This is a genomic window from Nocardioides sp. YIM 152315, from assembly GCF_029210375.1.
GTDB lineage: Bacteria > Actinomycetota > Actinomycetes > Propionibacteriales > Nocardioidaceae > Nocardioides.
Window position 1 is genome coordinate 137,163 of record NZ_JARGER010000038.1, and the last position, 24,505, is coordinate 161,667.

The 24,505-nt window shown below is 72.9% G+C and carries 23 protein-coding genes and 1 tRNA gene; 9 read left to right on the top strand and 15 right to left on the bottom strand.

Annotated elements, in window-relative coordinates; translation table 11 throughout:
- Positions 1 to 53: 53 nt before the first annotated feature.
- The 4 genes from lon to PZ894_RS15080 all read right to left on the bottom strand — a co-directional run bounded on the left by lon (position 54) and on the right by PZ894_RS15080 (position 4,251).
- Positions 54 to 2,435, bottom strand: a complete 2,382-nt coding sequence (gene lon / locus PZ894_RS15065) for an endopeptidase La (RefSeq protein WP_275746003.1) — start codon at positions 2,433 to 2,435, stop codon at positions 54 to 56.
- 154 nt (positions 2,436 to 2,589) lie between these two features.
- A complete protein-coding gene (gene otsB, locus PZ894_RS15070; RefSeq protein ID WP_275746005.1) occupies positions 2,590 to 3,435 on the bottom strand; it encodes a trehalose-phosphatase in 846 nt (281 codons plus the stop codon).
- 21 nt (positions 3,436 to 3,456) lie between these two features.
- Positions 3,457 to 3,951: a LytR C-terminal domain-containing protein gene (locus PZ894_RS15075; RefSeq protein WP_275746007.1), complete on the bottom strand. Its 495-nt coding sequence runs from the start codon at positions 3,949 to 3,951 to the stop codon at positions 3,457 to 3,459.
- 3 nt (positions 3,952 to 3,954) lie between these two features.
- The gene (locus PZ894_RS15080) at positions 3,955 to 4,251 is read right to left on the bottom strand and encodes a DUF3263 domain-containing protein (protein ID WP_275746009.1); all 297 of its coding nucleotides are present in this window, start codon (positions 4,249 to 4,251) and stop codon (positions 3,955 to 3,957) included.
- Between the two features lie 113 nt (positions 4,252 to 4,364).
- Between PZ894_RS15080 and PZ894_RS15085 the strand changes: the two genes are divergently transcribed.
- The gene (locus PZ894_RS15085; protein ID WP_275746010.1) at positions 4,365 to 5,414 is read left to right on the top strand and encodes a Gfo/Idh/MocA family oxidoreductase; all 1,050 of its coding nucleotides are present in this window, start codon (positions 4,365 to 4,367) and stop codon (positions 5,412 to 5,414) included.
- Positions 5,415 to 5,417: 3 nt separating this feature from the next.
- Here the strand turns inward: PZ894_RS15085 and PZ894_RS15090 are convergent, their stop codons facing one another.
- The 3 genes from PZ894_RS15090 to PZ894_RS15100 form a co-directional block, all read right to left on the bottom strand.
- A complete protein-coding gene (locus tag PZ894_RS15090; RefSeq protein WP_275746012.1) occupies positions 5,418 to 6,617 on the bottom strand; it encodes a hypothetical protein in 1,200 nt (399 codons plus the stop codon).
- A gap of 111 nt (positions 6,618 to 6,728) precedes the next feature.
- On the bottom strand, positions 6,729 to 7,367 hold the full coding sequence (locus tag PZ894_RS15095; protein ID WP_275746013.1) for a response regulator transcription factor: 639 nt from the start codon (positions 7,365 to 7,367) through the stop codon (positions 6,729 to 6,731).
- A 10-nt stretch (positions 7,368 to 7,377) separates the two neighbouring features.
- Positions 7,378 to 8,688, bottom strand: a complete 1,311-nt coding sequence (locus tag PZ894_RS15100) for a sensor histidine kinase (protein ID WP_275746015.1) — start codon at positions 8,686 to 8,688, stop codon at positions 7,378 to 7,380.
- 102 nt (positions 8,689 to 8,790) lie between these two features.
- Here PZ894_RS15100 and PZ894_RS15105 point away from each other — a divergent pair, with 102 nt between their 5' ends.
- Genes PZ894_RS15105 through PZ894_RS15120 form a run of 4 tightly spaced genes read left to right on the top strand, consistent with a single transcriptional unit; the run spans position 8,791 to position 14,279 of the window.
- Complete coding sequence (locus tag PZ894_RS15105; protein WP_275746016.1) at positions 8,791 to 10,230, top strand: trehalose-6-phosphate synthase; 1,440 nt, start codon at positions 8,791 to 8,793, stop codon at positions 10,228 to 10,230.
- A 30-nt stretch (positions 10,231 to 10,260) separates the two neighbouring features.
- On the top strand, positions 10,261 to 11,460 hold the full coding sequence (locus PZ894_RS15110) for an alpha/beta fold hydrolase (RefSeq protein WP_275746018.1): 1,200 nt from the start codon (positions 10,261 to 10,263) through the stop codon (positions 11,458 to 11,460).
- Between the two features lie 18 nt (positions 11,461 to 11,478).
- Entirely contained in the window at positions 11,479 to 12,834 is a 1,356-nt protein-coding gene (locus tag PZ894_RS15115; protein WP_275746019.1) for an MFS transporter, read from the top strand.
- Positions 12,831 to 14,279 carry an aminotransferase class V-fold PLP-dependent enzyme gene (locus PZ894_RS15120; RefSeq protein WP_275746021.1) on the top strand — a complete coding sequence of 483 codons (1,449 nt, stop codon included), beginning with the start codon at positions 12,831 to 12,833 and terminating at the stop codon, positions 14,277 to 14,279. Before PZ894_RS15115 ends, PZ894_RS15120 begins: the two co-directional genes overlap by 4 nt.
- A gap of 39 nt (positions 14,280 to 14,318) precedes the next feature.
- Here the strand turns inward: PZ894_RS15120 and PZ894_RS15125 are convergent, their stop codons facing one another.
- From PZ894_RS15125 to PZ894_RS15135, 3 genes are read right to left on the bottom strand one after another with little or no spacing between them, the layout of a single operon-like run.
- A complete protein-coding gene (locus PZ894_RS15125) occupies positions 14,319 to 15,266 on the bottom strand; it encodes a carbohydrate kinase family protein (protein ID WP_275746023.1) in 948 nt (315 codons plus the stop codon).
- The gene (locus PZ894_RS15130) at positions 15,266 to 16,435 is read right to left on the bottom strand and encodes a class II aldolase/adducin family protein (protein ID WP_275746025.1); all 1,170 of its coding nucleotides are present in this window, start codon (positions 16,433 to 16,435) and stop codon (positions 15,266 to 15,268) included. The genes PZ894_RS15125 and PZ894_RS15130 overlap by 1 nt, the downstream gene beginning before the upstream one ends.
- 17 nt (positions 16,436 to 16,452) lie before the next feature.
- The gene (locus PZ894_RS15135) at positions 16,453 to 16,638 is read right to left on the bottom strand and encodes a hypothetical protein (protein ID WP_275746428.1); all 186 of its coding nucleotides are present in this window, start codon (positions 16,636 to 16,638) and stop codon (positions 16,453 to 16,455) included.
- Here PZ894_RS15135 and PZ894_RS15140 point away from each other — a divergent pair.
- The 3 genes from PZ894_RS15140 to PZ894_RS15150 are packed head-to-tail and all read left to right on the top strand — an operon-like array spanning position 16,609 to position 18,684.
- Entirely contained in the window at positions 16,609 to 17,166 is a 558-nt protein-coding gene (locus PZ894_RS15140; RefSeq protein WP_275746026.1) for an FAD-dependent oxidoreductase, read from the top strand. The genes PZ894_RS15135 and PZ894_RS15140 overlap by 30 nt on opposite strands.
- Positions 17,167 to 17,190: 24 nt before the next feature.
- Entirely contained in the window at positions 17,191 to 17,883 is a 693-nt protein-coding gene (locus PZ894_RS15145) for a uracil-DNA glycosylase (RefSeq protein ID WP_275746027.1), read from the top strand.
- A 27-nt stretch (positions 17,884 to 17,910) separates the two neighbouring features.
- The gene (locus PZ894_RS15150; protein WP_275746029.1) at positions 17,911 to 18,684 is read left to right on the top strand and encodes a class III extradiol ring-cleavage dioxygenase; all 774 of its coding nucleotides are present in this window, start codon (positions 17,911 to 17,913) and stop codon (positions 18,682 to 18,684) included.
- Between the two features lie 90 nt (positions 18,685 to 18,774).
- On the opposite strand, the gene PZ894_RS15155 is transcribed toward PZ894_RS15150, so the two are convergent.
- From PZ894_RS15155 to PZ894_RS15165, 3 genes are all read right to left on the bottom strand, one after another.
- Positions 18,775 to 19,263 carry a cupin domain-containing protein gene (locus PZ894_RS15155; RefSeq protein ID WP_275746031.1) on the bottom strand — a complete coding sequence of 163 codons (489 nt, stop codon included), beginning with the start codon at positions 19,261 to 19,263 and terminating at the stop codon, positions 18,775 to 18,777.
- Positions 19,264 to 19,334: 71 nt separating this feature from the next.
- Positions 19,335 to 20,894, bottom strand: coding sequence for a succinic semialdehyde dehydrogenase (locus PZ894_RS15160; protein WP_275746033.1), 1,560 nt, complete (start codon positions 20,892 to 20,894; stop codon positions 19,335 to 19,337).
- 1 nt (position 20,895) lies between these two features.
- Entirely contained in the window at positions 20,896 to 22,536 is a 1,641-nt protein-coding gene (locus PZ894_RS15165; RefSeq protein WP_275746034.1) for a GMC family oxidoreductase N-terminal domain-containing protein, read from the bottom strand.
- A 95-nt stretch (positions 22,537 to 22,631) separates the two neighbouring features.
- Between PZ894_RS15165 and pdxY the strand changes: the two genes are divergently transcribed.
- On the top strand, positions 22,632 to 23,483 hold the full coding sequence (gene pdxY / locus PZ894_RS15170; RefSeq protein WP_275746036.1) for a pyridoxal kinase PdxY: 852 nt from the start codon (positions 22,632 to 22,634) through the stop codon (positions 23,481 to 23,483).
- Positions 23,484 to 23,610: 127 nt separating this feature from the next.
- On the opposite strand, the gene PZ894_RS15175 is transcribed toward pdxY, so the two are convergent.
- Both PZ894_RS15175 and PZ894_RS15180 read right to left on the bottom strand, forming a co-directional pair.
- A tRNA-Thr gene (locus PZ894_RS15175) sits at positions 23,611 to 23,683 on the bottom strand.
- A gap of 51 nt (positions 23,684 to 23,734) precedes the next feature.
- Positions 23,735 to 24,466 (bottom strand): SDR family oxidoreductase, encoded by a 732-nt coding sequence (locus tag PZ894_RS15180; RefSeq protein ID WP_275746037.1) that lies wholly within the window; start codon positions 24,464 to 24,466, stop codon positions 23,735 to 23,737.
- Between the last annotated feature and the right edge of the window lie 39 nt (positions 24,467 to 24,505).

The window sequence follows — 24,505 nt, forward strand, 5'->3', positions numbered from 1 at the left end:
GCCATGGGTGCCGGTGCGACCGCACGCGCTGGGCGCGTGCCCTCGGCCGCAGGTCAGGCGGCCTCCGACGCGGCTCCGCGGGCAGGGCCGCCGGCCGCCGTACCTGCTGGCGCGAGGGCACCGGGGACGACGTCGAGGACATCGCCCACGACGTGCACGGTCAGCGACTCGAGCACGTCCGCGGGCACGTCGTCCAGGTCGGGCTCGTTGCGCTGCGGCACGAAGACCTCGGTGAGGCCGGCGCGCTGTGCGGCGAGCAGCTTCTGCTTGAGCCCGCCGATCGGCAGCACCCGGCCGTTGAGCGTGACCTCTCCGGTCATGCCCACCTCGGACCGCACCGGCCGGCCGGTCAGCAGCGACGTGAGCGCCGTCACCATCGTGATGCCTGCCGACGGACCGTCCTTCGGGGTGGCTCCGGCGGGCACGTGGACGTGGATCGCCCTCTCCAGCGCCGACGGGTCGACGCCCAGCTCCGCCGCGTGCGAGCGGACGAAGGACAGCGCGATCTGCGCCGACTCCTTCATCACGTCGCCCAGCTGGCCGGTGAGGGTCAGACCGGCGCCCTCCGACGACCGGGCGTCGGCCACCGACGCCTCGACGAAGAGCACGTCGCCCCCGAGGCCGGTCACGGCCAGGCCGGTGGCCACACCCGGGACCGACGTACGCTCCGCAGACTCGGGCGTGAACCGCGGCCGCCCGACGAGCCCCTTGAGGTCGGTCACGTCGACGTCGACCCGCTCGGCGCCGGTCGCGAGCCGCGTCGCCGCCTTGCGCAGCGCCTTGGCCAGGAGGCGCTCCATCTGCCGGACGCCCGCCTCGCGCGTGTAGTTGGCCGCGATCTCGCGCAGCGCGGCGTCGGTCACCGAGACCTCGTCGGCCGTCAGCGCGGCCCGCTCCAGCTGCCGCGGCAGCAGGAAGTCACGGGCGATCGCGACCTTGTCGTCCTCGGTGTAGCCGTCGATCGTGACGAGCTCCATCCGGTCGAGCAGGGCGCTCGGGATCTGGTCGACGACGTTGGCGGTCGCGATGAACACGACGTCGGACAGGTCCAGGTCGAGCTCGAGGTAGTGGTCGCGGAAGGTGTGGTTCTGTGCCGGGTCGAGCACCTCGAGCAGCGCGGCCGCCGGGTCGCCCCGACCATCCCCGATTCCTAGGCGGGCACCGACCTTGTCGACCTCGTCGAGGAGCACGACCGGGTTCATCGAGCCGGCCTCCTTGATCGCGCGGACGATCCGGCCGGGGAGCGCGCCGACGTACGTGCGCCGGTGGCCGCGGATCTCGGCCTCGTCGCGCACGCCGCCGAGCGCGACGCGCACGAACTTCCGGCCCATGGTGCGCGCGACCGATTCACCCAGCGAGGTCTTGCCGACTCCGGGAGGTCCGGCCAGCAGGATGACGGCCCCGGAGCCGCGGCCGCCGATGACCTGGAGGCCACGCTCGGCGCGGCGGGCACGGACGGCGAGGTACTCGACGATCCGCTCCTTGACCTCGTCGAGGCCGTGGTGGTCGGCGTCGAGCACGGCGCGGGCCGCGCCGACATCGGTCGAGTCGTCGGTCGTGACACTCCACGGCAGCTCGAGGACGGTGTCGAGCCAGGTGCGGATCCAGGAGGCCTCGGGGTTCTGCTCGCTGGCCTGCTCGAGCTTGTCGACCTCCTTGAGCGCGGCGGTGCGCACGTGCTCGGGCAGGTCGGCCGCCTCGACGCGCGAGCGGTAGTCCTCGGCGCCCTCGGGCTCGCCCTCGCCGAGCTCCTTGCGGATCGCGGCGAGCTGCTGGCGCAGGAGGTACTCCCGCTGCTGCTTCTCCATGCCCTCGCGGACGTCCTCGCCGATCTTGTCGGTCAGCTCGGACTCGGCGAGGTGGTCGCGGGTCCAGCCGATGAGCCGGAGCAGCCGCGACTCGACGTCGGGGTCCTCGAGCAGCTCGCGCTTGCGGTCGACGGAGAGGTACGGCGCGTAGCCGGCCGCGTCCGCGATCGAGCTCGGGTCGCTCATCTGGTGCACCTGGTCGATGACCTGCCACGCCTCGCGGCGCTGCAGGACGGCGACGACCAGCCGCTTGTATTCCTCGGCGAGCTCCCGGGCCCGGTCGGTGACGACGTCCTCGACCGGCTCGGCCTCGACCCACAGCGCCGCGCCGGGCCCGGTGACCCCGCTGCCGATGCGGGCGCGGGTGCCGGCGCGGAGCACGGCGGCGGGCGAGCCGCCCGGCCCCTGTGATGTGGCGAGCCGACCGACGCGGTCGATCGTCGCGACCACGCCGTACGACGCGTAGCGGTCCTCCAGCCGCGGCGCGACGAGCACCCGGCTGTCGGAGCCGGCGCGGGCCGCGTCGATGGCGGCCTGGGAGGACTCGTCGAGCGCGAGCGGGACGACCATGCCCGGCAGCACGACGAGGTCGGAGACGAAGAGAACGGGAAGTCTGGTGGCGGTCACGCGGGGTCCCCTCCAAAGTGTGCGCGAAGCGAGCGGAGCGAGCGGAGCGTGCAGTGTGGTGGGGTGCTCATGCGAACGCCCTCCCTTTCGGAAGATTGAGTGGTAGCGACTCAACTCCCGGGGCCGGCGCGATGTTCCGGAGACCCTCTCCTGTTCATCCAGGGCGAACGCGCGCATCGACGGTCAGCCGCCGGAGGAAGGCGATCATCCCGTCGGGGCCGTCGACCACGACGTCGGAGAGTGGGAGGAGCGCGCTCTCCTCGGAGGAGGCCGAGCAGACCAGGAGGGTGGGCATGCCGCCGGCGCGGAGCTCGGCGACCGCCTCGAAGGCCTCGAGGTCGCCGAGGTCGTCGCCCGCGAAGAGGAAGGCGCCCGCGTCGAGCTCGTCGACGAGGATGCGGACGGCGAGGCCCTTGTGCATCCCGGGTGAGCGGACCTCGATGACCTGGCGCCCCGGCTCGACGACCAGCTCGCAGCGCTCGGCGAGGTCGCCGATCGCGGGCAGCAGCCGCTCGAACGCGGCCTCGGGCTCGGGCAGTCGACGGGTGTGGACGGCGACGGCGAGGCCCTTGTGCTCGAGATGGGCGCCGGCGGCGGCGTGGCGGCGCAGCAGGGCGGGCAGCTCGCGCTCGAACGTCGCCAGACCCTTCGGGGGACGGGGCGAGAGGATCCGGCGGCTCGTCGAGGACCAGCGCTCGTTGCCGTACTGCCCCAGGACGTGGAGGTCGCTGCCCGCGTCGGCGAGCCGCCGGCCGACGTCCTCGAGCCCGCCGAGGTCGAGCACCTGACGAGCGGGCCGCCCGGTGATCACGGCGATCGCGGCCACCTCGCGCGCGAGGTCGACGATGACCTCGCCGGCGTCGGCGTGGATGTGGGCCGCGTCGGGGTCGTCGACGATCGGCGAGAGCGTGCCGTCGAAGTCGAGCCCGACCACGGCCCGCGACGCGGCGCGCACGAGCTCGGCGTACCGCTGCTCACCGTCGGCGGAGGTGAACTCCATGGATCCACCCAACCACGGGTGTCAGCGCAGCGGCTCGGTGAGGATCAGCGTAAGCCGGTCCTGGCGCATCGGGTCGACGGCCGGCGCGGTGCGCTGGACGCCGAGGTCGAGGGCCAGCGTCCTGGCCGCCCGCTTGAGCTTCTGCGGGTAGTAGACCGTGGTCGACGGGATCGTGCCGTACCAGTTGTCGGAGCCGACGACGGCCCAGCCGATGCCGGTCGCGCGGTCGGCGACGCGGCCGGCCAGGCCCGTGATGCCGGAGTTGTTGTAGACCTCGACGTAGACCTTGCCGCGCCGGACCGGCGGCTTCTTCGGCTTGGCGTCCTTGGTGGGCTGGTACGACGGCGAGGGCGACTCCTTCGGCTTCTCCTCCTGGACGACCGGGGTGACCTCGCGCTCGGTCGGCTCGCCGCCGCGGGTGGCGACGTAGGCGATGCCGGCCATGGCGACGGCCAGGACGCTGAGGATGACGACCGGGGACGGGAACACCGCTCCCCGCTGGTTGCGCGCGGCCACGACTCAGACCTCGAAACCGAGCCGGCGGGCGGAGCGCTGACGCTGGCGCGCGGCCCGGAGGCGGCGCAGCCGGCGCACGAGCAGCGGATCGGCGGCGAGTGCCTCCGGCCGGTCGATCAGCGCGTTGAGCACCTGGTAGTAGCGCGTCGACGACATGTCGAACTGCTCGCGGACCGCGGTCTCCTTGGCGCCGGCGTACTTCCACCACTGGCGCTCGAAGGCCAGGATCTCCTGGTCGCGCTCGCTCAGGCCGGGCGTCGCGTCGCCGGCGTCGCCGTGGACTGCGTTGGCGGCGTCCATGGTGCTCCTCCCCCGGAGATCGACTCGTGTCGACACTGTCGGCTTCACTATAGGACCGCGAACCACATCGATGTGATTCGGCCGGCGGCGAGTCGCACCGCTACTGTCCGGCCATGACCGAGCTCACCGGCGACCTCGGCTGGGGCATCCTCGCCACGGGCAAGATCGCGCACACCTTCGCCCACGACCTGGCCCTGGTGCCCGGCGCCCGGCTCGCCGCGGTCGGCTCCCGACGGCTCGCGAGCGCCGAGGCGTTCGCCGCGGAGCACGGCGGCACGGCGTACGGCTCCTACGAGGAGCTGGTCGCCGACCCGGGCGTCGACGTCGTCTACGTCGCGACGCCGCACGCGCTGCACCTCGACAACGCCCGGTTGGCGTTCGAGGCGGGCAAGCACGTGCTGTGCGAGAAGCCGGTCACGCTCGACGCCGCCGACGCCGAGGAGATGGTGCGGCTGGCGCGGCACCACGATCGCTTCCTGATGGAGGCGATGTGGACCGCGTGCCACCCGACGATCCGGGCGCTGCGCGAGCGGTTGCGCTCCGGTGTGCTCGGACGGCCGCGGCACCTGCACGCGGAGCTCGGCTTCCGGGTCGAGGCGCCGCCCGAGGACCGGATGCTCGACCCGGCCCTCGGCGCGTCCGCGCTGCTCGACATGGGCGTCTACCCGCTCACCTTCGCCCACCTGATGCTCGGTCCCGCGCTGGAGGTGCACGCGACCGGCGACCTGAGCCGCGACGGCATCGACGTCGACATCTCCATGACGGGCCGGTACGCCGACGGCGCGCTCGCCACCATGACCGCGTCGATCACGTCCTGGTCGTCGCGGCGGGCCGAGATCGCGACCGACCTCGGCCGCGTCGAGCTCGACGACTTCCACCACCCGGCACGGGCGACCTTCACTCCCGTCGTCCCGGCCGAGGGCGGACGCGCGGCCGAGCCCGGCGAGCCGGTCGAGATCTCCGGCACCGAGCCGGTCATCGGTCGCGGCTACGGCCACGAGATCGTCGAGGTCGGCCGGTGCCTGCGCGCGGGCCTGCGGGAGAGCCCGCTGGTGCCGCACGAGCAGACGCTCGCGATCCTGCGGCTGATGGACGACGTACGCCGCCAGGTCGGTGTCACCTTCGCGACCGGCGCGCCGCCCGCCGAGGCGCGGCCGGTCTGATCCTCAGCGCCTCACCCGCCGGGCGCGGAACCGCTCGTCGGCGGAGCAGTAGCTGCCCTTCGGGCCGACGTAGCCGAAGGAGCCCTGCGTCACCCGACGGCCGACCGCCTTCAGCTGGAGGGAGACGGAGAAGAGCGGCTTCACCTGCCTGGCGTCGACGACACCGCCGCCACCGATGCGGGTCTTCGGGAAGCCGTAGATGTTGTCGGTGTAGGTCGCGTAGTCGAGGGGTGGCTGGCAGCGGGTGCGGGTCTCGACCCGGAACCTCGCGACGCGTGCGGTCCGCCCGCCGGTGATCGTGAACGCGACGCTGCCGTCGGCGGAGCGGTAGCGGCCGGGCACCGGTCGCGCGGGCGCCCTGACCAGCCGCACCGGGACCTTGCGGCGGACCGTGTCGCCGTTCTCGCTCGTCACGCGGAGCCGCAGCGGGCCGACCTTGCGGCTCTTGGCCCGGACGCGGATGACCGCCTCGCGGACGTAGTCCTGGTCGATCGTGCCGAGCGACTGGCCGGTGACGGCGAGGCCCCGACCCGACCCCCGCACCACGACCCGACGCGCCTCCGCGGCGTTGAGGCCGCGCACCGGCACCCGGACGACGTGCCATTGACCGCGCACCAGGCGCAGCTTGCCGCGCACCTGCTTGTCCAGGATCCTCGGGCGATCGATGCCCAGTTGCGGCTCCAGGTGGACCGCGGTCAGGTTGCCGCCGAGGAAGGACACCACCTCGCCGCCCACCCCGAGGATCGCCCCGGCGCAGTCCCACGGCTGATAGCCGGCCTCTTCGGCGGCGAGGTCGAGCGTGAGCGTGCGGCCGGTGCGCGTCCAGCCCGCGGCCAGGTCGGTCGTCGACGACTCGTACTGGTCGGCGTCGAGGAAGTCGTCGAGCTGGCAGATGCCGTCCACCAGCGGGCCGAACGCCACGACGACGGTGGCGCCCGTGGCCGCCGTCGGCTCGGCGTCGAGCACGACGGTCGCCTGGACCCGGGCGCCGCTGACGTCGGCGCGCACCGACGCCGACGACAGGCGCTGGGCGCCCATCCCGGTCCCGGTGCCGACGCCGTCGCGGACCGTCAGGTCCGCGGTCCGCTCGACCACGACGTCGTCCGCCGCCGCGGGCGGGCCGAGCGCCACCGCGCCGAGTCCCGACAGGACGAGCGCGAGGGCCACAGCTCCCGACGCGAGCGGACGATGCACACGACCCATGATTCGAGACCCCCGTTGTCGGCGTACACCGGAGACTAGCGGTCATCCCCGTTGATTCACCAAGGGTCTACGCACCCAGCGCACGCACCTCGCTGCGTTGGCGACGCTCGTCTAACGCAGGAACTTCAGCACCGCCGCCACGCGACGGTGGGCCGCGCTGTCGTCGGGGAGCAGCCCGAGCTTGGCGAAGATCCGCTGCGTGTGCTTCTCGACGCCGGCGAGGGTGACCGAGAGCTCCTCGGCGATCGCCGCGTTGGACCGGCCCTGGGCCATCAGCGCCAGCACCTCGCGCTCGCGCGGAGTCAGGTCGGTGAGCGGGTCCCGGTTGCGACCCATCAACTGGCGCACGACGAGCGGGTCGAGCGCGGTGCCGCCGGCCGCCACCGCCTGCACCGCGCCGAGGAAGTCGTCGAGGTCGCTGACCCGGTCCTTGAGCAGGTAGCCGACACCCCCGTCGCCCGTGGCGAGCAGCTCGTCGGCGTACGACACCTCGACGTACTGCGACAGCACGAGCAGCCGGGCGTCCGGCCACGACCGTCGCACCTCGACCGCGGCGCGGAGCCCCTCGTCGGTGTGGCTCGGCGGCATGCGTACGTCGACCACGCCGAGCTCGGGTCGTTCGGCGAGCATGGTCGCGACGAACGCCGGGCCGTCGCCGACCGACCCGACCACCTCGTGCCCGGCGTCGGCGAGCAGCAGCTGCAGGCCCTCGCGCAGCAGCAGCGAGTCGTCGGCGATGACCACCCTCATCCGTGCGCCCTCATGTGGGGATCCTCGCAACCACGGCCGTGCCCGCGCCCACGGGGGAGCTGACGTCGAGCGTCCCGTCGACGGCGGCGAGCCGCTGGCGCAGCCCGGCCAGGCCCAGGCCCTTCGACGGGTGCGCGCCGCCGACGCCGTCGTCCTCGACCCGCACCTCGAGCTCGGTCCCGACGGCCACCACCGAGACCTCGGCGGACGACGCGTGGCTGTGCTTGGCGACGTTGGTGAGCGCCTCGGCGACGACGAAGTAGACCGCGGTCTCGACGTGCGGGGGCAGCTGCGCGGGGACGTCGATGCGGGAGTGCACCGGCAGACTGCTGTGGTTCAGCATCTCCGCGAGCGCGGCCGACAGGCCCCGGTCGACCAGCAGCGGCGGCGCGATGCCGCGGCTGAGCGAGCGCAGCTCGGCCACGGTCTCGCGCGCCTGGAGCAGGGCGGCGTCGAGCGTCTCGGCCGCACGCTCCGGGTCGTCGGCGACCTGCCGCTTGGCGCGACCGAGGTCCATGGTCAGCCGGACCAGCCGCTGCTGCGGGCCGTCGTGGATGTCGCGCTCGAGACGACGCAGCGACTCGGCCTCCGCCAGCCGGGCGGCGTCACGGCCGCCCTCGACCCGCGCGACCTCGCTCTGCAGCTCGGCGCGGCTGGAGAGCAGCACCCAGGCGAGGCTGGCGTGCATCGTGGCCACCAGCCGCACCGCCCAGGGCAGCGTCAGCACGAACGCGACGCCGAGCGCCACGTTGACCCAGCTCTCCGCCGTACGACCGTCGCCGAAGCCGAGGTAGTAGGCGAGCCCGTGGTCGTCGTCGGTCTCGGGGATGAATCGCTGCCAGAACCAGTAGGTCAGGCCACCGGCCGCGCCCGCCCACCAGGCGAGCGTGACACCGAACGCGATCGTCCCGGTGACCAGCCCCACCAGCGCCCAGACCACGTCGAGCCACGACTGCGCGTCCCGCAGCGGCGTGAGCTGCCGCCGCCAGAACCCGTCGCCGGAGCGCGGGCAGAGGTACGACGGGGTCGCGGCGCGCCGGCCGAGCATCCCCTCCATCCGGATCCGCTCGAAGCGCGCGAAGCCCCGGGCCACCATCACTCCGAGCGAGATCAGCAGGACGCCGCCGATGAAGATCGACAGCGCCACCCCGAGCGCGAGATCCACGACGATGACCACGAAGCCGACCAGCGCGATCGGGAACGCCGACAGCGAGTAGCCGCTCTCGTAGAGCACGCGCCGCAGCCCGCGCGGGCGCAGGGGGGCGGTCGCGGCGGGCGTCGTGGTTGTCATCGCCTCGGGTGGGTACACCGTCTGTGTCATGCCTCAGACGCTAGGAATCACGGGACTTCTGCACGATCCTGCCAGCCCGACGGTCGTGGTCGGGCCAGCCCGACACTTTCGGGCACCACTAGGGTGAGGGGCGTGTCCACCGCTGGCGGAGCAGACCTGGTCATCGTCGCGAACCGACTGCCGGTCGACCGGGTCGAGAACCCCGACGGGTCGCCCGGCTGGCGCCCCTCACCGGGAGGACTGGTCTCCGCGCTGGAGCCGGTGATGCGCGCCAACGACGGCACCTGGATCGGCTGGCCCGGCGGCACCGACACCGGCCTCGAGCCGTTCGAGGCCGACGGCCTCGACCTGGTGCCGATGTCGATGGCGCCCCAGGAGGTCGAGGAGTTCTACGAGGGCTTCTCCAACGCGACCCTGTGGCCGCTCTACCACGACGTCGTCGCCAAGCCGGAGTTCCACCGCGAGTGGTGGGACACCTACGTCGCGGTCAACCGTCGGTTCGCCGAGCGCGCTGCCGAGGTGGCGGCGGAGGCGGCGACCGTGTGGGTGCACGACTACCAGCTCCAGCTGGTGCCGGCGATGCTCCGCGAGCTGCGGCCAGACCTGCGGATCGGGTTCTACCTGCACATCCCGTTCCCGCCGGCCGAGCTCTTCCAGCAGCTGCCGTGGCGCCGGCAGCTCCTCGAGGGCCTGCTCGGTGCGGACCTCGTCGGGTTCCAGCTCAGCGGCGCCGCCCAGAACTTCGTCCGCCTCGTCCGTCAGCGCGTCGGCCACAAGACCCATCGCGACCTGATCTACCTCGCCGACGGCCGGACCGTGCGCGCCAAGGCGTTCCCGATCTCGATCGACTCCGCCGGCTACGAGGAGCTGGCCCGGTCCCAGGAGGTCGCCGCGCGCGCGGAGGAGATCCGCGAGGCGCTCGGCAACCCCCGCAAGATCTTCCTGGGCGTCGACCGGCTCGACTACACCAAGGGCATCTACGCGCGGCTGCGCGCGTTCGCCGAGCTGATGCACGACGGCCGGCTCGACGTCGAGGACGCGGTGTTCGTCCAGGTCGCCACGCCCTCGCGGGAGCAGGTCGAGCAGTACCGCATCCTGCGTGACGACATCGAACGGCTGGTGGGCCGCATCAACGGCGACCTGGGCAAGATCGGCCAGCCGGCGATCCACTACCTGCACGCGTCGTACCCGCGCGAGGAGATGGCGGCCTTCTTCCGTGCTGCCGACATCATGGTGGTCACCCCGCTGCGCGACGGAATGAACCTGGTCGCCAAGGAGTACGTCGCCTGCCGCTTCGACAACGACGGCGCGCTCGTGCTCTCCGAGTTCGCCGGCGCCGCCGACGAGCTGCGCCAGGCGTGGCTGATCAACCCCTACGACATCAACGGCATGAAGTCCGCGCTGCTCGACGCCTACGGCGCCGAGGACCGCGAGCTGACCCGGCGGATGAAGGCGATGCGCAAGCAGGTGATGGAGCACGACGTCGGCGCCTGGGCCGAGAGCTTCCTCACCGAGCTCGGCGCGGTGCGGCCCTCGCACGGCAAGAGCGTCCGGCCCGCCCGGCGGTCCTGACGGAGGCGCGACCCCGGTAGGTTCGAGGCCATGGACCTGCTGCCGAAGCCGGACCAGGTGGTCACGGCGGCCGCCAACCTCGCACGCCTGCTGGTGTACGGCGGGCTCGCCGACCTGCGTCCGATGGCGCGCACGCTGGTCGACGAGGGCACGCTGCGCGAGGTCTACCACTACCGCCCCGCACCCGAGACCGAGCAGCGGGGCGACCCGGTGCTGCTGGTCACGCCCCTCGCCGCGCCCGCGACGTGCTTCGACCTGCGCCGGGGCGGCTCACTGGTCGAGCACCTGGTCGCCGGCGGGCGGCCCACCTACCTCGTCGAGTACGGCGCCGTCTCCTTCCGCGACCGCTCGCTCGGGCTCGAGCACTGGGTCGAGCAGGTCGCGCCGACGGCGATCCGCGAGGTGTCCCGGCACGCGGGCGGGCGGCCGGTGCACGTGGTGGGATGGAGCCTCGGCGGCATCTTCGCGATGCTCGCGGCCGCCGCCTCCCGCGACCTGCCGCTCGCGTCGCTCTCGGTGCTCGGATCGCCGGTCGACGTGACGAGGGTGCCGCTCGTCGCGCCGCTGCGCCCCCTGCTGACCGCAGCGGACTGGCCGGGGCTCGTCACGCGCACCTACCGCGCCCTCGGCGGGGCGCCGCCGCTGGTGGGCTGGGCCTTCCAGCTCGCCTCCGTCCAGAAGCTCGTCACCAAGCCGCTCGCGATCGCCGTCCACCTCGACGACGCCGAGTGGCTGGCACAGGTCGAGGCCGTGGACCGCTTCACCGCCGCGATGACGGCCTACCCCGGCCGCAGCTTCGGGCAGCTCTACCACCGCTTCGCCCGGGGCAACGCGCTCTCGTCCGGCACCGTGGAGCTGGGCGACCACCCGGTGTCGCTGTCGGCGATCACGGCCCCGACGCTGGTCTTCGCCGGCGCCACCGACGGGATCGCGCCGGTCGCCGCGGTGCGGGCGGTGCTGCCTCTCCTCTCCGGGTCATGCGAGGTGCGGTTCGAGATCGTGCCCGGCGGTCACCTCGGGATGCTCGCCGGCCGCGCCGCCCGCGAGACCACGTGGCAGGTGCTCGACGAGTGGTTCGCGCAGTGGGACGGACCGCGACGGCGTACGACGAAGCGGTCGCCCGCGAAGAAGGCGGCCACCAAGGAGCCGGCCGCGACGAAGGCGGACGACATCGGCGCGAACCCGCGGCGCCGCTACTCCTCGGCCGGATCGCGCGCGCTGTCCCGCTGACCCGGCTAGCCTCCGGTCATGCCAGCCACCGTCTCGTCCGGGACCAGCCTCCCGCGCGGGGTGCGGGTGGGCTACGGCTCGGGCTCCGTCGCCACCGGCGCCTTCGGCACCGTGCCGGGCCTGATGCTGCTGCCCTACCTCACCGACAGCCTGGGCATCGCCGCCGTCGTCGCCGGCTTCATCGTCTTCCTGCCCAAGGCGTGGGACGTGGTCCTGAACCCGATCGCCGGCCGGGCCAGCGACCGCTCCGTCGACCCGCGTGGCCCACGGCGTCCGTGGCTGCTGCGCGCCGGCGTCGCGCTCGCGGGCGGCTTCGCGCTCCTCTTCGCGGCGCCCGAGATGGCGACCGGGCTCGAGGCGCTGTGGGTGCTGGTGCTGTTCCTGGCCTGCGCGACGGCGTACGCGTTCTTCCAGGTGCCGTACGTCGCGATGCCCGCGGAGATGACCTCGTCCTACGACGAGCGCACCCGGCTGATGACCTGGCGGGTCGCGATCCTCGCGTTCACCATCATGCTGGCCGGCGCGTCCGCGCCGGCGATCCGCGACGCCGTCGGTGGCCGCGACGGCTACCGCGTGATGGGTCTGGCGATGGCCGTCATCATCCTGGTCGGCGTCGTCAGCGCGTACGTCGGCACCCGCCGCGCCCCGATCGCCGCACCCCAGCCGGGTGCCGGCAGCCTGCGCGACCAGCTGCGCATCGTCGCGCGCGCCCGCGACTTCCGCTGGCTGCTGACCTGCTTCGTCGTCCAGGCGCTCGCGACCGGATGCATGCTGGCCGGCGTCGACTACCTGGCCTCCGACGTGCTCGGCAGCGACGGCGCGGCCACGCTGCTCTTCGTCTGCTTCGTGGGGCCCGCCCTGCTGCTCACGCCGGCCTGGTCGGCGATCGGCACCCGGGTCGGCAAGAAGCGCGGCTACGTGGCGAGCTCGGCCATCCTCGCCGCCGGCGCACTGGGCGCCGTGACCGCGCAGTCTGCGCCCGCCGCGGTCGTCTACCTCGCCGTGGTGCTCGTGGGGGTCGGGTACGCCGGATGCCAGGTCTTCCCGATGGCGATGCTGCCCGACGCCGCGGCCGTCGACGCTCGCCGCACCGGCTCCAACCGGGCCGGCGTCTACACCGGCGTGTGGACCGCGGGCGAGACCCTGGGGCTGGCCCTCGGTCCCGGCGTCTACGCGCTGGTGCTGGCGATCGGCGGCTACCGGTCGTCGACGGACGGCGACGCGGTCCAGCCCGACTCGGCGCTCACCGCGATCACGCTCGGCTTCTCGCTGCTGCCGGCCGCGCTGATCCTGCTCAGCCTGGTCTGGCTGCGCCGCTACTCCCTGACCTCCCACGACGTCGACGGCACCCGGGATGAGAGCGTGACGGCGTGAACCAGCCCGGGACCGACGCCCTCGACCGCCTTCTCCGGATGCAGGCCGCGGACCTGCCCGTGCACGGCGGACGCACCCTCGCCTACGTCTACGACTCCGGGCTCCCCGACGTGGACCGCATCGGCCGCGAGGCCGTCGCGGCGTACGCCGGCTCCAACGGGCTGGACCCGACGGCGTTCCCCAGCCTGCTGCAGATGGAGAACGACCTGGTCGGCTTCGCGGCAGACCTGCTGGACGCGCCCGACACCGTCGTGGGCACCGTGACGTCCGGCGGTACCGAGTCGTGCCTGCTGGCGGTGCAGGGCGCGCGCGACAGCCGTCCCCGGGTCGACCGGCCGCGCATGGTCGTGCCGTCGACCGTCCACGCCGCGTTCCTCAAGGCCGCGCACTACTTCGGCGTCGAGGCCGTGGTCGTCCCGGTCGGCGCCGACTTCCGCGCCGACCCGACGGCGATGCTCGACGCGATCGACGCCGACCCCGACCGAACGGTGCTCGTGGTCGTCTCCGCCCCGTCGTACGCGCACGGCGTGGTGGACCCGGTCGCCGCCATCGCGCCGGCCGCTGCCGCGCGCGGGATCCGCTGCCACGTCGACGCGTGCATCGGCGGCTGGGTGCTGCCGTACGCCGCGCGGCTCGGCCGGGAGGTGCCACCCTGGACGTTCGCCGTGGAGGGCGTCACGTCGATCTCGGTCGACCTGCACAAGTACGCCTACGCACCCAAGGGCACGTCGCTGCTGCTGCACCGGACGCCGGGGCACCGCAGGCCGCAGTACTTCGCCCACGCCGACTGGCCGGGCTACACGATGCTCAACTCGACGATGCAGTCGACGAAGTCGGGCGGCCCCCTGGCCGGTGCGTGGGCCGTGGTGCAGTCGCTGGGTGACACGGGCTACGAGCTCCTTTCCCGAGAGGTCTTCGAAGCCGTCGACGCGATCGTCGCAGGCAGCACCGACATCGCCGGGATCAGCGTCCTGACGCCACCCGACTCGACGCTGGTGGCGCTCGGCACCGACGACACCTGCGACCCGTTCACGGTCTGCGACGAGATGGCCGCACGCGGGTGGTACGTCCAGCCGCAGATGTCCTACGACGACCGACCCGCCACCATCCACCTCTCGGTGAGCGCCGCGACCCTGTCGGGCGTCGACGACCTCCTCGCCGCCCTGCGCCAGTCGGTGGCGGCCGCCGCGGCGGCCGGACCGGTGACGGTCGACGCGGACGTCGCGGCCTTCATCGAGGCGCTCGACCCGACCGCGTTGACCGACGCCGACTTCGACGGACTGCTCGTCGCGGCGGGGCTCGTCGGCGACCCGACCGGCGGGGCCGACCTCACCCTCCCCGACCGGATGGCCGACGTCAACGCGATGCTCGACCTCGCCTCCCCGCGGATGCGCGAGGCGCTGTTGGTGGCGTTCCTCGACCGGCTGCAACGGCCGACGCGCTGAGAGCTTCGTCGGCCGACCGGCGAGACTCCGTCGACAGCGCTACCGCCGCGCGCCCTGCGCGGCGGACGCGAGCACGCTCTCCAGCGAGTAGGTGCCCGCGTCGGTGCCGAGGCCCCTCGCCACCTCTGCGGCGACGGCGCAGCCCAGCGACGCGGCGCCGCGCAGGTCACGGTCGAGAGACAGCCCGCGCAGGAAGCCGGCCGAGAACGCGTCGCCGCACCCCGTCGTGTCCACCACGTCCACGGCGTACGCCGGCACCTCGACCACCTCGTCGGCGGTCACGACCAGCGCGCCCGCGGAGCCCCTCGTCACCGCCACGCAGCCGGCGCCCGCGTCGACCAGCGCGCGGGCACCGTCGGCCAGTGAGGTGGCGCCGGTGAAGCCGAGCACCTGCTCGTCGTTCGGCAGCAGGTAGTCGGTGTGCGGCAGGGCGTCGGCGATCCACGCCAGCAGGTCCGGGTCGCCCGGGGCGAGCACGTCGAGCGAGGTGACCGGTCCGATCGACCGCGCGTGCGCGAGCAGCCTCGCCGCCGCCTCCCCGCCGAGGAACTCCGGTCCGCCCAGGTGCAGGTGACCGATCCCGTCGAGCCGGTCGAGCGGCAGGTCGTCGAGCGTGAACGCACCGTTGGCGCCGATGCAGTGCCACGCCGGTCGGTCGCCGTTCGGGCGCACCGGGAGCACCGACGCCGAGGTCTGCTGCTCCCGCTTGCGCACCAGGCCCGAGACGTCGACGCCCTCACGCCCCAGCAGGGCCAGGAGCGCGTCGGCGATCGGGTCGGTGCCGACGGCGCCGTACGACCACACCTCCGCGCCCAGCCGGCTGAGCACGAGCGCCGTCCCGCCCGCCGTGCCCGCCGCGGACATCCGGATCGTGTCGACGAGCTGGCCGTCGGAGCCGCCCGGGATCGACCCGATGCCGATCACGTGCATGTCGAGCACGTGCACGCCCACCGCGGCCACCCGCATGCCGGGCACGGGAGTGCGCATCAGCCCTCGCCGAGCGGCCCGTAGTTGCGCACCATCGCGGCCATCACCACCGCCGCCTGCTGGTCGTCGCTCAGCGCCCGCGGCGTGCCGAGCGCGGTCGCGCGGTGGTGCAGGGCGGCCAGCCACTCCAGGAGGTAGGCGTTCTCCACCGCCTCGTCGAGATGACGCCCGATCGCCACCGCGCCGTGGCTGGCCATCAGGGCCGCCTTGCGGCCGACCAGGGCGGCGCGCACGTGCCCCGCGAGCTCCTCGGTGCCGAACGTCGCGTACGGCGCCACCCGCACCGCCCCGCCGAGGAGCAGCTGCTGGTAGTGAATGACGGGCAGCTCGTCGAGGACACAGGCGATCGCCGTGCAGTACGGCGCGTGGGTGTGCACGATCGCGGCCACCCGATCGGCAGCGTGGTCGGCGTACACGCCGATGTGGAGGTCGAGCTCTGAGGTGGGCGTGAGGTCGCCCGCCACGACGGCGCCGTCGAGGTCGACGACCGTGACGTCCTCGAGGCGGCACCTCGCGAGCACGATCCCGCTCCCGGTGACCGCGACGAGGCCGCCCCGCCGGGCGCTGACGTTGCCGGCGGCGCCGGCGAGCAGTCCGACCTCGGCCAGCCGGAGGGCCGCCTCGGCGACCTCGGTTCGCAGCGCGGTGAGATCGGGTGGTGCGGATCCGGCTGCCACGGCTGCTCCTCGACGTCGTTGGTCCGAGAGGTCGTGCGCCGATCGTAGTGGCAGACGCGCTTCCGCATACCCCACCGGCCGCCGCATCGTTGGGACTGCGTCCGCCCGGCCCCGAGGAGCGCTCATGGGCCACCAGTCCTGACCCGTCGGCTGCTGCTGGGGAGCGCCTCCCTCGGCGCGCTGGCGGCCACCACCGACGGGCTCCACGCCGCGGTCGCGGCCCGCACCCTGCAGGGCACGCTGCCCGGCGACGTCGACGCCGTCGTGGTCGGCGGCGGCATCTCCGGGCTGGTCGCGGCCCGCGACCTGGCCGACCGCGGCCACGACGTTCTCCTCGTCGAGGCGCGCGACCGGGTCGGCGGGCGCGTGCTCAACCACGAGCTGCGCACCGGCGCCGCCGTGATCGAGTCGGGCGGCGCGTTCGTCGGCCCGACCCAGGACCACATCCTCGCGCTCGCCGACGAGCTGGGGGTCGCGACGTTCCCCGAGCACAACGAGGGCCGCAGCGTCTACGTCTCCTCGCTGCTCGGGCGCAGCGAGTACTCCGGCACCGTCCCGCCGGACCCGACCATCCCCCTCGACTCCGCGCTGCTGCTGGCGCGCGTCGACAACATGGCGGCGGGCATCGACGTCTCCGCACCGTGGTCGCACCCCAGGGCCGCCGCGTGGGACGCGATGAGCCTGGGCAAGTTCATCCGTCGCAACACCGTCAACTCCCGCGGTGTCGGCAACCTGATCGAGTCCTGGACGCAGCCGGGCTTCGGCGCCGACCCCGGCCGTTCTGGCGCGACGCCGGGCTCAACGGGTTCGGCATCATCGACTCGGGAGCCGCCCGCGTCGTCTTCGACAACTCCCCGCCCGAGGGATCGCCCGGCGTGCTGCTCGCGTTCGTCGGCGGCTCGACGTGGCGCACCTACGGACCGATGTCCGCCGACCGGCGGCGTCTGGCCGTGCTCGAGGGGTTCGCGGCGATGTTCGGCGAGCAGGCACTGCACCCGGTCGAGTACGTCGAGCACGACTGGACCGCGGAGAGCTGGACCCGCGGCGGGCCGACGGCCTTCCACGCGCCGGGCACGCTGACGGCGTTCGGCTCCGCGATCCGGCGCCCGTTCGGCCGGGTCCACTGGGCGGGCACCGAGACCTCGACGTACTGGAGCGGCTACATGGACGGCGCGGTGCGGGCCGGCGAGCGGGTCGCGGCGGAGGTGGCGCGCCACCTCTGAGGAGGCTCGATAGCCTCACGGTCCATGAGCGCTCTCGCGGGACTCGTCGACAAGGGCCTGATGGCGCCGGACTGGGCCGAGGCGCTGGCGCCGGTCGACGAGCAGATCGCCGTGATGGGTCGCTTCCTGCGCGAGGAGCTGGCCGCGGGACGGGGCTACCAGCCCAGCGGAGACCGGGTGTTCCGGGCGTTCGAGCGACCGCTGAGCCGGGTGCGGGTGCTGATCGTGGGTCAGGACCCCTACCCGAACCCGCAGCACCCGATCGGACTGAGCTTCGCCGTACGCCGCGACGTGTGGCCGCTGCCGCCGAGCCTGGTCAACATCTACCAGGAGCTGCGCGACGACCTCGGCGTCATGCCACCGCGACACGGCGACCTCACGGCCTGGGCCGACCAGGGCGTCATGCTGCTCAACCGGAGCCTGACCGTGCGGCCCGGCGCCTCGAACAGTCACCGCGGTCGGGGCTGGGAGCCCGTCACCGACCGGGCGATCGCGGCGCTCGCGGCGCGCGGCGGTCCCTGCGTGGCGATCCTGTGGGGGGCCGACGCCCGCAAGCTCAAGCCGCTGCTCGACCCGATCCCGGCCGTCGAGTCCGTCCACCCGTCGCCGCTCTCGGCGTACCGCGGCTTCCTCGGCTCCCGGCCCTTCAGCCGCGTCAACGCGATGCTCGTCGAGCAGGGCGGCGCCGCCGTCGACTGGAGGTTGCCCGTGGATTAAAGTTGAATCTTGGACGATTATGGCGGCATGACTGACCGGATGCCCGCGCTCTACATCGGCCACGGCGCCCCGCCGCTCCTCGACGACCCGACGTGGTCCGGGCAGCTCGCGGCGTGGGCGCAGGACCTGCCCCGGCCGCGGGCGATCCTGATCGTCAGCGCCCACTGGGAGTCCGCGCCGGTCATGCTCTCCGCGAGCCGCGCTCCCCTGGTCTACGACTTCGGCGGCTTCGACCCGAAGTACTACCGGATGACCTACGACACCCCCGACGCCACCGCGCTCGCCGAGCGCGTCGCCGCGATGATGCCGGCCTCGGAGCCCGTGCACCGGCACGGCAGCCGCGGGCTCGACCACGGCGCGTGGGTCCCGCTGCGGATCATGTACCCCGAGGCCGACGTCCCCGTGCTGCAGATGTCGCTGCCCACCCACGACCCCGTGCGGCTGCTCGCGCTCGGCGAACGGCTGCGCCCGCTGCGCGACGAGGGCGTGCTGATCATCGGCTCCGGCTTCCTCACCCACGGCCTGCCGTTCCTCACCGAGTGGCGCATCGACGCCGCCGTGCCGGGCTGGTCGCACGACTTCGACGCCTGGGCCGCCGACGCGCTGGCCCGCGGCGACGTCGACGCACTCGCCGACTACCGCGGCCGGGCGCCCGGCCTTCCCTACGCGCATCCGACCGTCGAGCACTACACGCCGTTGTTCGTCACCCTCGGCGCCGCCACCGACCCCGAGTCACCCGGACTCCAGGTCATCGACGGCTTCTGGATGGGGCTGTCGAAGCGATCGCTCCAAGTGGCCTGAGGTCGAGTCGGGACTTCTCGACGGTCGAATCGGGAGTTGTGACGGTCGAGTCCGGAGGAAAGTCCAGACTCAACCGTCAGAAGTCCCGACTCAACCGACCCAGAACGTGTCGTGGCGCAGCATGAACTCCGCGCGCTGCTCCTCGGTCATCTGCTCGCCGCGGGCGAGCGTCTCGAAGTAGTCCTCGCGCGGGCCACCGGGGGCGAACATCAGCAGCATCGACGCACCCCCGCTGCCCCGGAAGCCGTGCAGGCCGCCCTCGGGCACGTAGAGGAAGTCCCCGGAGCGCGCGGTGACCCACGCGCGCCCGTCGTAGAGCCTCACCTCGCCGGAGAGCACGTAGAACTGCTCGGAGATCGCGCGGTGGAAGTGCGGGTCCGGGCCGGTCTCCGTCTCGCCGAACGTCCAGCGGTAGAGCCCGAAACGCCCGGCCGTCTGGTCTCCGGTGGCGACGTATTCGCACGTGCCGCCGTTGCGATAGGTGATGTCGGGCGGCTCGTCGCCCCGGCGTACCCACGCCGAGACCTCACCGCCCTCGCCGTGGTAGGTGTCGGGCGGGTAGGCGCGCGGGAGCGACATGCACCCAAACCTACGTGTGGCTTCGAGACCGGCGCCAGCGCGCCTTTCCTCAACCACCGACCACGAAGCGGCTAGCGGATGCCGGTCTTCCGCATCATTTTCAGGCCGCCGAGCATCCCCTTGACGTACTGGTCGTGGTCCTGGCCCCTCCTTGCACCCATCACCTGCTTCTTGAGCACGGCGAGCTGCTGCACGTCGGTGTACTTGAGCAGGCCCTGGTCGCCGTGCCGCGCGCCGACGCCCGACTGCTTCACGCCGCCGGAGGGCGTGCCCTTGGACGCGAACGCCGTGGCGAGGATGTCGTTGACGTTGACGTTGCCCGACTGGATCCGCCGGCCAACCCGGCAGGCGTGGGCGAGGTCGCCGCCCCAGACCGACGCGTTGAGGCCGTAGTCGGTGTGGTTGGCGAGCTCGATCGCCTCGTCGACGGTGCGGTAGCGGTGCAGCGCGACGACCGGGCCGAAGGTCTCGGTGACGCCGGCGAGCATGTCCTTGGTGACGCCCTCCAGGATGGTCGGCTCGAAGAACGCCGGGCCGAGGTCGGGCCGCGGCCTGCCGCCCGCGAGCACGCGGGCGCCGCGGGCGACGGCGTCGTCGACGTGCGCCTTCATGCGGTCCAGGTGGTCGGGCGAGACCAGCGAGCCCACGTCCGGGCCGAAGTCGTACGTCGCGCCGAGGACGAGGCGCTCGGTCGCGGCGACGAACCGGTCGCGGAACTCGTCGTACCGCGACTCGGGCAGGTACATCCGCTCGATGTGCATGCAGATCTGGCCGGTGTTGCCGAAAGCGCCGAAGATCGCGCCCTGCACGACGTCGTCGAGGTCGGCGTCCTCGAGCACGATCATGGGGTTCTTGCCGCCGAGCTCGAGGCAGCAGCCGATCAGGTTGCGCCCGGCGCGCTCGCCGATGACCCGTCCGGTCGCGGTCGACCCGGTGAACATCACGTAGTTGGCGTTGTCGACCAGCGTCGGGCCGACCTCCGGGCCCTCACCGCATACGACCTGGAAGAGACCGCGGGGCAGGCCGGCCTCCTCGAGCATCTGGACGCCGTAGAGCGGCGACAGCGCGGTCTTGTTGTCGGGCTTGAGCACGATCGCGTTGCCGGCCATCAGCGCCGAGATCGAGTCGGAGATACCGGTGGCGAAGGGGAAGTTCCAGGGCGCGATGATGCCGACCACGCCCTTGGGCTGGCGGATCTCGGTGGACGTCGAGAGCACCGGGATCGGTCCGCCGCGCTTGACCGGCTTGAGCAGGCGCGGGGCCCGCTTGAGGTAGTGGCTCATCACCATCACCGGGTCACAGGTCTCCTCGATCGCCATCCGGCGGTTCTTGCCGCTCTCCGCCTGGATCAGGTCGGCGGTGGTGTGCGCGCGCTCGATGAACAGCGCGTGCGCGCGCTTGAAGACGGCGAGCCGCTTCCGCAACGGCCAGGCCGCCCACTCCGACTGCGCGGCCCGCGCGGCCGCGAAGGCCCGCTCGATGTCGGCCGGGGTCGACTGCGGCAGCTCGACGAGCAGGTCCCCGGTGTAGACCTCGGTCAGCTTCCAGGTCGCTCCGTCACCGGCGGGTACGCGGGCGACCAGGCCCCGGAGGAAGTCGTCGGTCAGGGAGGCGGGTCGCTGCAGTGACATGTCATGCCCTCCGCTCGTTGCGGCCGAGCACGAGGTCGGCCCCGCGCTCTCCGATCATGATGGCGGGTGCGTTGGTGTTGCCGCCGGTGATCGACGGTATGACCGAGGCGTCGCAGACCCGGAGGCCCTCGACCCCGCGGACCCGGAGGTCGGGGGTGACGACGGCGAGCTCGTCGACGCCCATCCGGCACGTGCCGACGCCGTGGTAGACCGACGTGGCTCGGTTGAGGATCGCCTGCCGCAGCTCGGGTCCGCGTACGCCGGCGCCGGGGTGGATCTCCTCCCTGACCGAGCCGCCGAACGCCGGGCCGGCCATGATCTCCCGCACCATCTCCGAGCCCTCGGCCAGCACGTCGAGGTCGGTCTGGTCGGCGAGGTACTGGAAGTCGATCAGCGGCTGCGCGGTGGGATCGGCCGATGCGAGGCGCAGCGTGCCCCGGCTCCGGGGGTAGATCAGCGTGGCGAGGACCGTCAGCGCCGTCCGAGGATCGACGTCGTGGCGGATCGGCGCGTCCTGGTTGGGCGACACGTAGGCCCACGGCAGCAGGTGCAGCTGCAGGTCCGGGACGTCGGTCGCCTGCGACGTACGCACGAAGGCCACCGACTCGAAGACCGAGTTGGCCAGGAAGGAGCGTCCCGGTCGCACCGTCTCGGCCAGGACTCCCCTGGCGAAGAACAGCGCGTTGCCCTTCATCCGCGACGACGTCGCGTGGAAGGTCAGCGCATGGAAGAGGTGATCGTGCAGGTTGTCGCCGACCGGCAGGTCCGCGACGACCTCGATGCCGTGGTCGCGCAGGTGCTGCGCGTGGCCGACACCGGAGAGCATCAGCAGCTGTGCCGAGCCGACGAAGCCGGCCGAGAGGACGACCTCCTTGCCCGCGCGGACGACGCGCCGCGACCCGTCCTTGTCGGTCACCTCGACGCCGGTCGCCCGACCGCCCTCGATCACGACCTTGCGCACCAGCACCTCGCTCTGCAGCTCCAGCGTGCGAGGCGCGAGGTGGTGGAGGTAGCCGCGGGACGCGGAGTAGCGCAGGCCGCCCGCGGCGTTCTGCTGCATCCGGCTCACGCCCTCCTGGGAGGCGGCGTTGTAGTCGTCGAGCACCGGCACGTCCAGCGCCTGGGACGTCGCCTCGAGGAACTGCAGCGTGCCATCCTGCGGCGCCGCGTTGCGGGTCACCTTGATCGGGCCGCCGGCGCCCCGGAACTCGTTGGCGCCGTCCTCGAAGTCCTCCATCCGGCGGTACGCCGCGTTGACCTCGTCGGCCGACCACCCGGTGCAGCCCGCCGCCGCCCAGGCGTCGAAGTTGGCGCGGTTGCCGCGCACGTAGACCATGCCGTTGATCGAGCTCGAGCCACCGACGACCTTGCCGCGCGGCACCGGCATGGTGCGGTCGAGGAGGTGCTTCTGCGGGGTGGAGTAGAGGCCCCAGTCGACGCGCCGCTTGAGCTTGGGCTCGGCGTGCATCGGCCCGATCATGCCGGGCTTCCGCACCAGGTACTGGTCGTCGCTCTTGCCGGCCTCGAGCACGATCACGCTGGCTCCGGACTCCGCGAGCCTGCCGGCGATGGCCGCTCCCGAGCTGCCGGAGCCCACCACGACGTAGTCGGCTTCGCTTGCGTACGACGGCTTCCGGCCCACTGCCCACCCCTGCTTACATACCGAGAGAATGTCAACCCGCCGACTGTAACAAGTTCTAGTTTGCTCGTACAGAGCCGCGCGGCGAGGATCGGCCCGTGAAGATCCTCTCGATCCAGTCCTCGGTCGCCTACGGCCACGTCGGCAACTCCGCCGCGGTCTTCCCGCTGCAGCGGCTCGGGCACGAGGTCTGGCCGGTGCTCACCGTGCACTTCTCCAACCACACCGGGTACGGCGCGTGGCGCGGGCCGCTGCTCGCACCCGAGGACGTCCGCGAGGTGATCGCGGGCATCGGCGACCGCGGCGTGCTCGGCGAGGCCGACGCCGTGCTGTCCGGCTACCAGGGCGACCCGGCCGTCGGCGGGATCATCCTCGACGCCGTCGCCCGGGTGAAGGAGCTGAACCCCGACGCGGTCTACTGCTGCGACCCGGTGATGGGCGACGTCGGGCGCGGGATGTTCGTGCGACCGGGCATCCCGGAGTTCATGCGCGACACCGTCGTGCCGCGGGCCGACATCGTCACGCCCAACCACTTCGAGCTCGACTTCCTCGCCGGTCGCGGGACGACGTCGCTCGCCGAGGTGCTGGAGGCCGCGGACCAGGTGCGCGACCGCGGCCCTCGCGACGTGCTCGTCACGAGCGTGGTGCACGGGGACGTCCCCGCCGACCGGATCGACATGGTCGCCGTGTCCGCCGACGGAGCCTGGGCGGTCGAGACGCCGCTGCTGCCGATCACCCCCAACGGCGGCGGCGACGTCACCGCCGCCCTCTACCTGGCCCACCTGAGCACGACCGGCTCCGCGCCCACCGCCCTCGCCCGGACCGCCTCGTCGGTGTTCGCCGTCTTCGAGCGGACGCATCGGGCCGGCACCCGCGAGCTCCAGCTCGTCGCCGCCCAGGACGCGATCGCCGAGCCGCCGATGGGCTTCGAGGTGCGGCGGCTGCGCTGAGGTCCGGCCGGCCGGCCGTTTCATCACGGGGTGCAGGCGAGCCTGCGCCTCCCACGTCGAACCGGCCGAGGGAAGCGACGCTTCGACGTCATCCCTTGATGAAGCCGCGCCCCCAGAGAACCGACAGAGCCGCGTGACGGGATCGAACCGACGACCTTCCGTTTACAAGACGGATGCTCTACCAGCTGAGCTAACGCGGCGTCGCCGCCCCAGGAGACGGCGCGGGCACATGTTACGGGGCCCGGAGTCGCTCAGCTCATCCCGCCGTCGTGGGCGATCACGGCGCCGGTGATCATCCGGGCGGCCGGAGAGGCGAGCCAGACGATGGTCTCGCCGATCTCGGCGGGCTTGATGGCGCCGCCGGGCAGCATCATCATCAGCCGGTCCGCGACCCGGGTGTCGAGGTCGTCGGTGATCTTGTGGAAGACCTGCTCGACGATCGGGGTGTCGACGGTGCCGGGGCAGATGGCGTTGACCCGGATGCCCTCCGGCGAGAGCTCGAGCGCGAGCGACTTCGTCAGCTGGGTGAGTCCGCCCTTGGCGGCGGCGTACGCCGTGGCGTAGGGCTGCGGCGCGTTGCCGGCGACCGACGAGACGTTGACGATGGTGCCGCGGCAGGCGCGCAGGTGCGGCAGGGCTGCCTGCATGAGGAAGAACGGGCCCTTGAGGTCGACCGCGTGCACGCGGTCCCACTCCTCCTCGGTCACGGTCTCGATGCGGCCGAACTGCACGATGCCCGCCACGTTCGCCAGCACGTCGATGCGGCCGTCGGCGGCGCACCTCGAGATCGCCGCGTCGACGGCGGCCCTGTCGCCGACGTTGCACTCGACGTACGTGACACCGTCGGGGACGGTGGGGTTGATGTCGAGCCCGTGGACGGTGTCGCCGAGGTCGCGGAAGAGCTCCGCGGCGGCGTACCCGATCCCGGACGCTGCTCCGGTGATGACGACGACACGACTGCCGGGCGGGTTGGTCTGCTGCACGAGCGGGAGGCTACTGGAACAGGTTCTATCGGGGCCAAC